Genomic DNA, 6,916 nt, shown 5'->3' with positions numbered 1-6,916 from the left:
AATGCTGGACTGGCACGATGCACAAGGCCGTTCCTCTGGCATGAGCGTGATGGAGATGAGCCACCGAGGCAAGGAGTTCATCAGCATTTACGAGCAGGCCGAAGCTGACTTGCGCGAGTTGCTGGCGGTGCCCGCTCACTTCAAAATCTTGTTCATGCAAGGCGGCGGCTTGGCGGAAAACGCCATCGTGCCCTTGAACCTGTCGCAAGGCGGGGCCATGGACTTTGTGCTCACGGGCAGCTGGAGCCAAAAGTCGCTCAAAGAAGCCGGCAAATACGGCACGGCGCGCGTGGCTGCCTCGGCACAGAACGATGGCTTCACCACCCTGCCCGCGCCACCGACTTGGCAAATTGGCGCAAGCAGCCGCTATGTGCACATTTGCGGCAACGAAACCATCCACGGTGTGGAGTTCCACGAACTGCCCGACCTAAAAGCCCTAGGGTGTGACGCCCCACTGGTGGTGGATTTTTCGTCGCATGTGGCCTCGCGCCCAGTGGACTGGTCACGCGTGGGCCTGGCTTTTGGCGGTGCGCAAAAGAACCTAGGGCCTGCTGGGCTCACCTTGGTCATCGTGCGCGAAGACCTGATGGGCCGAGCCCTGCCGCATTGCCCGAGCGCCTTTGATTACAAGCTGGTGAGTGACAACCAGTCGATGTACAACACACCGCCGACTTACAGCATCTACATTGCGGGGCTGGTGTTCCAGTGGCTCAAGAAAAACGGCGGCATCGCAGCCATGGCGCAACGCAATATCGCCAAGGCCCAGCTGCTGTACGACTTTCTCGACAGCTCCAGCCTGTTCGAAAACCGTGTGGCCAAAGACTGCCGCTCGCGCATGAACGTGCCCTTTTTCTTGCGTGACGAATCGCGCAACGACGCTTTTTTGGCCGGTGCCAAAGCGGCGAACTTGCTGCAGCTCAAGGGCCACAAATCAGTGGGTGGCATGCGCGCCAGCATTTACAACGCCATGCCCCTCGAAGGTGTGCAGGCGCTGGTGGCTTACATGCGCGAATTTGAAAAAAAACAGGCCTGAACCCGGCCCTCTGAAAGACTTGCGGACATGAGCCAACAACCCATTCAGTCGGACGCCCTGGGCGCTTTGCGTGTGCAAATTGACGCGTTGGACAACCAACTGCTGAGCCTGCTGAACCAGCGCGCCCATGTGGCAGAGCAAGTGGGCGAGATCAAACGCGCCGAAGGCTCGCCCTTCTTCCGGCCCGATCGCGTGGCGCAAGTCATCGACAAAATCACCCAAGCCAACCCCGGCCCACTCAAGAACGAACACATCGCCGCCATCTGGCGCGAGATCATGTCGGCTTGCCTGGCGCTCGAAGCCCCGCAACGCGTGGCGGTTCTCGGGCCGCAGGGCACGTTTTGTGAACAAGCCGCCATCGAGTTTTTTGGCAGTGCGGCCAACCTGATTTACTGCGCCAACTTCGACGAAGTCTTCCACGCCACCGCTGCGGGCACTGCCCAATACGGCGTGTCGGCATGGAAAACTCCACCGAAGGCGTGGTGGGCCGCTCACTCGATTTGTTCTTGCGTTCGCCCGTGCATGTGGTGGGTGAAGTCAGCCTGCAAGTTCGCTTCAACCTTCTGCGCCAGCTCAATTCCGATGCGGGCATCGAGGTCGTGATGGCGCACCCCCAGGCGCTGGCCCAGTGCCAGGGTTGGCTGTCCAAACACCTGCCGCATGTCGAGCGCCGCGCTGTGTCGAGCAACGCCGAAGGTGCACGCTTGGCCGCCACCAACCTGGCTTGGGCGGCCCTCGCCAGCGAGCGCGCGGCCAGCCAGTTTGGCCTGCACATCGTGCACCACGCCATCCAGGACGAAGCCTTCAACCGCACCCGCTTTGCCGTGATCGCCCTGCCCCAGACCTTGGCCACACCCCCCGTCTCCGGCAAGGACTGCACCAGCTTGGTGGTGTCCGTGCCCAACCAGCCCGGTGCAGTGCATGATTTGCTGGTGCCACTCAAAAACAACGGCGTGTCCATGACGCGTTTTGAGTCCCGTCCCGCCAAATCCGGCCAGTGGGAGTATTACTTCTACATTGACTTGCAAGGCCACGCCAGCGAGCCGCATGTGGCTGCAGCTTTGAAAGAACTGCAGGGTCTGTGCGCCTTCTACAAGGTGCTGGGTTCTTACCCTGTTTCTGAATGAACCCCGAGCGCACGACCGCGCCTCGTTTGGAGCCTCATTTCGAGCGCCTGGCCCTGATTGGCTGCGGCCTGATGGGCGGCTCGTTTGCACTCGCCTTGCGCCAGGCAGGTCTGGTCAAACACATCACCGGCTTCAGTGCGTCCGAAAAAACCCGCTCACGCGCCCTTGCGCTGGGTGTCATTGACCAAGCCTGCAACGGTGTGGCCGAAGCCGTACAAGGGGCAGATCTTGTGTTGTTGGCCGTGCCCGTGGGCGCGATGCACAGCAGCTTTGCCGCCATGCGCGATGTGCTGCGGGCCGAGGCCTTGCTGATGGACGTGGGCTCGACCAAATGCGACGTGATTGCAGCCGCTCAAGCCACCTTGGGCGACCGGCTCGGCTGCTTTGTGCCCGCACACCCGATTGCCGGCAAAGAGGTGGCGGGTATTGAGCATGCCGAGGCCGCGCTGTACCAAGACCGCCGCACCATCCTGACCCCCCTGCCGCAAAACAGCATCCGGCAAATACAAGCGGCGAACAAAGTCTGGACGGCCATCGGCAGCCATGTGCACCACATGACGCCCGAGGCGCACGACGCCACCTTTGCGGCCGTCAGCCACTTGCCGCACCTGTTGGCTTTTGCGGCTGTCAATGCGCTCACTGCGCAGCCACAAGGCACTGCGTTTTTGGAGATGGCAGGCCCGGGCTTTCGGGATTTTTCACGCATCGCCGCCAGTGACGCATCGGTGTGGCGAGACATCCTGAGCGCCAACCACGCCCAAGTGCTCACGCAAGTGGCGCACTTTCGCGCAGCGCTCGACCAGTTCGAAGCCACCCTGAAGCAAGGCGACAACGCGGCGCTGCAGCAATTGATTCAACAAGCCAGCGACGTGCGCTCGGCCTGGACGCTGCAAGCGGGCAACGCGTGCAACATCGCATCTGAAGACTAAATATGTTCTCCACCGCCTTCCTCGACCTTCCTGCGCTGCAAGGCGCGTCCGGCACCGTCACCCTGCCTGGCTCCAAAAGCATCTCCAACCGCGTACTGCTGCTCTCCGCTCTGTGCCAAGGCACCACCGTGGTCCACGATCTGCTGGACTCGGACGACACCCGCGTCATGCTGGCCGCGCTGCGCCAGCTGGGCTGTGGGGTCGATGTGGCAGGCAGCACAGTCACCGTCACCGGGTTGGGCGGTCGCGCCTGGCCTGCCGAGGCGATCGAATTTTTCATGGGCAACGCAGGCACGGCCATGCGCCCGCTCACGGCCGCGTTGGCTGTGCAAGGCGGTGACTTCACGCTCAAAGGCGTGCCCCGCATGCACGAACGTCCGATTGGCGACTTGGTGGATGCGCTGCGCGAGCTGGGCTGCGCCATCGACTATCTGGGCAACGAGGGCTTTCCGCCGCTGCGTGTTCGTCAGCCTGCCTTGCAACTTGACAAACCCATTCCCGTGCGCGGCGATGTGTCCAGCCAATTCCTCACAGCTTTGCTGATGGCCCTGCCCTTGGCTGCGCAGGACCGCGCCATCACCATCGAGGTGGTGGGCGAACTCATCAGCAAGCCCTACATCGAGATCACGCTGAACCTGCTGGCGCGCTACGGCATTGCCGTGGAGCGCCAAGGCTGGGAGCGCTTTGTCATCCCAGCAGGAAGCCGCTACCAGTCGCCCGGCAACATCCACGTCGAAGCCGATGCGTCTTCGGCGAGTTACTTTATCGCTTTAGGTGCCATCGCAAAAGGCAACGGTATCCGCATCCAGGGCGTAGGCGCAGACTCCATCCAGGGCGACATCCGCTTCATGGACGCCGCCGCACAAATGGGCGCAAACATCACCAGCGGCCCCAACTGGTTGGAGATTCAGCGCGGTGCCTGGCCACTCAAAGGCATCACCCTCGACTGCAACCACATCCCCGACGCGGCCATGACACTGGCCGTGATGGCGCTGTACGCTGACGGCCCTACCACGCTGCGCAACATCGCCAGCTGGCGTGTGAAAGAAACCGACCGCATCGTGGCCATGGCCACCGAAAGCCGCAAGCTCGGTGCCACCGTCGAAGAAGGCCCGGACTGGATCACCATCCACCCCCTGCAAAACCGTCAATTTGCCAACGCTTTGGCAAAGGGCCAATGGCAACGCGCCAGCATCCACACCTACGACGACCACCGCGTGGCCATGTGTTTTTCGCTGGCCGCCTTCAACGCCGACCAGGTTCCGGTGCGCATCGAAGACCCCAAGTGCGTGGCCAAGACCTTCCCCGATTACTTCGAGGCCCTGTTCTCGGTGGCGCACACAGCGGCCACGAACATCCCCGTGATCTGCATCGACGGCCCCACGGCCTCGGGCAAAGGCACGCTGGCCAGCCGCGTGGCCGCGCAGCTGGGTTACCACTACTTGGATTCAGGCGCGCTCTACCGCGTCACGGCCCATGCCGCTTTGCAAGCGGGCCTGACACTGGAAGCCACCGATGAAGCTGCGATTGTCAAATTGGCCCGCAGTCTGCCCGTGCGCTTTGATGGCGAGCAAGTGCTGCTCAGCAACGTCGACGTGACCGACGCCATCCGCAGCGAACAAGGCGGCATGAACGCCTCCAAAGTTTCGGTGCTGCCCGCCGTGAGAGAGGCTTTGGTCGAACTGCAACACCGCTTTCAGCGCCTGCCAGGCCTTTTGGCCGATGGCCGCGACATGGGCACGGTGATCTTCCCCGAAGCCCCGTTGAAGGTGTTTTTGACCGCCAGCGCGGCCCAAAGGGCCGAAAGACGGCATAAGCAATTGATTTTGAAGGGTTTTTCGGCTAATATCGATTCTCTTCGTGCTGACTTGGAGGCGCGCGATGCCCGGGACATGTCCCGCAGCGTGGCGCCCCTCAAGCCAGCACAAGATGCCTTGCAACTGGACAACTCGTCACTGACCATCGAAACCTCGGTGGAACAGGTGATGGTCTGGTGGCAAAGCCGGCAAGTTTTCGGTTGATCTACACCAGTTCACAAACCGCAAACAGCCACCTCAGCCCGCCCTGTGCGGGCTGACCTGAAGTTCCACCCGGCTCTCATCGTGCAGCTTGCACACTGGCCAGGTGGTTGTTTTATCAACCAACCGCGGCTCACGCCGCAAACCAATCGCCACGCTCAGCTCCTGGAAACGACGCATGTCGCGCTCGTCAGTCCTGAACTTGTGGATGAGGAAATACCATGTCTGAATCATTTGCCGCCCTATTCGAAGAATCACTGACGCGCACGGAAATGCGCCCAGGTGAAGTCATCACCGCTGAAGTCGTGCGCATCGAGCACAATTTCGTTGTGGTCAACGCCGGTCTCAAGTCCGAGTCGTATGTGCCCCTCGAAGAGTTCAAGAACGACCAGGGTGAAGTCGAAGTCCAGGTGGGCGACTTTGTCTCGGTGGCCATCGGCTCCATCGAAAACGGCTACGGCGACACCATCTTGTCGCGGGACACCGCCAAGCGTCTGGCTTCTTGGATGTCTTTGGAAAAAGCACTGGAATCCGGCGAATTCGTCACTGGCGTGACCAGCGGCAAAGTCAAAGGCGGCCTGACCGTTTTGGTCAACGGCATCCGCGCTTTCTTGCCTGGCTCTTTGGTCGACACACGTCCTACCAAAGACCTGTCGCCCTATGAGAACAAGACCCTGGAATTCAAGGTCATCAAGCTCGACCGCAAGCGCAACAACGTCGTGTTGTCACGCCGCGCCGTGGTGGAAGCGTCCATGGGCGAAGAGCGCGCCAAGCTGATGGAAACCCTGCGCGAAGGCTCCATCGTCAATGGTGTGGTCAAGAACATCACCGAATACGGTGCGTTCGTGGACTTGGGCGGCATCGACGGTTTGCTGCACATCACCGACATGGCCTGGCGCCGTGTCCGTCACCCTTCCGAAGTGGTCACGGCCGGTCAAGAAATCACCGCCAAGATCCTCAAGTTCGACACCGAGAAAAACCGCGTGTCCTTGGGTCTGAAGCAAATGGGCGACGACCCATGGATGGGCGTGAACCGCCGCTATCCACAAAGCACCCGCATGTTCGGCAAGATCACCAACATCGCCGACTACGGCGCGTTTGTGGAACTCGAGCCAGGCATCGAAGGCTTGGTGCACGTCTCTGAAATGGACTGGACCAACAAGAACGTGGCACCGTCCAAGATCGTTGCTTTGGGTGACGAAGTCGAAGTCATGGTCCTCGAGATCGACGAAGACAAGCGCCGCATCAGCTTGGGCATGAAGCAGTGCCGTGCCAACCCATGGCAAGAGTTTGCTCAGAACACCAAGCGCGGCGACCGCGTCAAGGGCCCGATCAAGTCGATCACCGACTTCGGCGTGTTCGTGGGCTTGGCTGCCGGCATCGACGGCTTGGTGCACTTGTCTGACTTGTCTTGGAACGAAACCGGCGAAAACGCCGTTCGCGAATTCAAGAAGGGTCAAGAAGTTGAGGCTTTGGTCTTGGCTGTGGACGTGGACCGCGAGCGCATCAGCTTGGGCATCAAGCAGCTCGACTCCGATCCGTTCACGACCTTTGTGTCGATCAACGACAAAGGCCAGATCGTCACCGGCAAGGTCAAGACCGTGGATGCCAAGGGCGCCGAAATCGACCTGGGCGAAGACATCGTGGGTTACCTGCGCGTGTCCGAAATCTCGCGTGACCGCGTGGAAGACGCCAGCCATGTGCTGAAAGTCGGCGACGAAGTGACCGCAGTGGTGGTGAACGTGGATCGCAAGACCCGCAACATCCAGTTGTCGATCAAAGCCAAAGACCAAGTTGACCAACAAGAAG

At 60.9% G+C, this 6,916-nt stretch carries 4 protein-coding genes and 1 pseudogene; all 5 read left to right on the top strand.

The window, feature by feature from the left end; translation table 11 throughout:
- Window position 1: 1 nt before the first annotated feature.
- On the top strand, window positions 2-1,033 hold the full coding sequence (gene serC, locus Q0341_RS00075) for a 3-phosphoserine/phosphohydroxythreonine transaminase (RefSeq protein WP_299509640.1): 1,032 nt from the start codon (window positions 2-4) through the stop codon (window positions 1,031-1,033).
- Between the two features lie 27 nt (window positions 1,034-1,060).
- Window positions 1,061-2,160, top strand: a pseudogene (pheA, locus tag Q0341_RS00070) (prephenate dehydratase).
- The gene (locus Q0341_RS00065; protein WP_299509638.1) at window positions 2,157-3,089 is read left to right on the top strand and encodes a prephenate dehydrogenase/arogenate dehydrogenase family protein; all 933 of its coding nucleotides are present in this window, start codon (window positions 2,157-2,159) and stop codon (window positions 3,087-3,089) included. The pseudogene pheA and the gene Q0341_RS00065 overlap by 4 nt, the downstream one beginning before the upstream one ends.
- Before the next feature lie 2 nt (window positions 3,090-3,091).
- Window positions 3,092-5,110: a bifunctional 3-phosphoshikimate 1-carboxyvinyltransferase/cytidylate kinase gene (locus Q0341_RS00060; RefSeq protein WP_299509636.1), complete on the top strand. Its 2,019-nt coding sequence runs from the start codon at window positions 3,092-3,094 to the stop codon at window positions 5,108-5,110.
- A 218-nt stretch (window positions 5,111-5,328) separates the two neighbouring features.
- Window positions 5,329-6,916: 30S ribosomal protein S1 (rpsA, locus tag Q0341_RS00055; RefSeq protein ID WP_299509634.1), on the top strand; the 1,588-nt coding region annotated here is incomplete at its 3' end.

This window comes from uncultured Limnohabitans sp. (genome assembly GCF_937889215.1).
Taxonomy (GTDB): domain Bacteria; phylum Pseudomonadota; class Gammaproteobacteria; order Burkholderiales; family Burkholderiaceae_C; genus Limnohabitans_A.
This window is presented reverse-complemented; position numbering and strand designations above follow the sequence as displayed.

Coding starts and splice junctions, on each gene's coding strand:
- serC (WP_299509640.1), top strand. CDS start 2: ATGCTGGACTGGCACGATGCACAAGGCCGTTCCTCTGGCATGAGCGTG.
- Q0341_RS00060 (WP_299509636.1), top strand. CDS start 3,092: ATGTTCTCCACCGCCTTCCTCGACCTTCCTGCGCTGCAAGGCGCGTCC.
- Q0341_RS00065 (WP_299509638.1), top strand. CDS start 2,157: ATGAACCCCGAGCGCACGACCGCGCCTCGTTTGGAGCCTCATTTCGAG.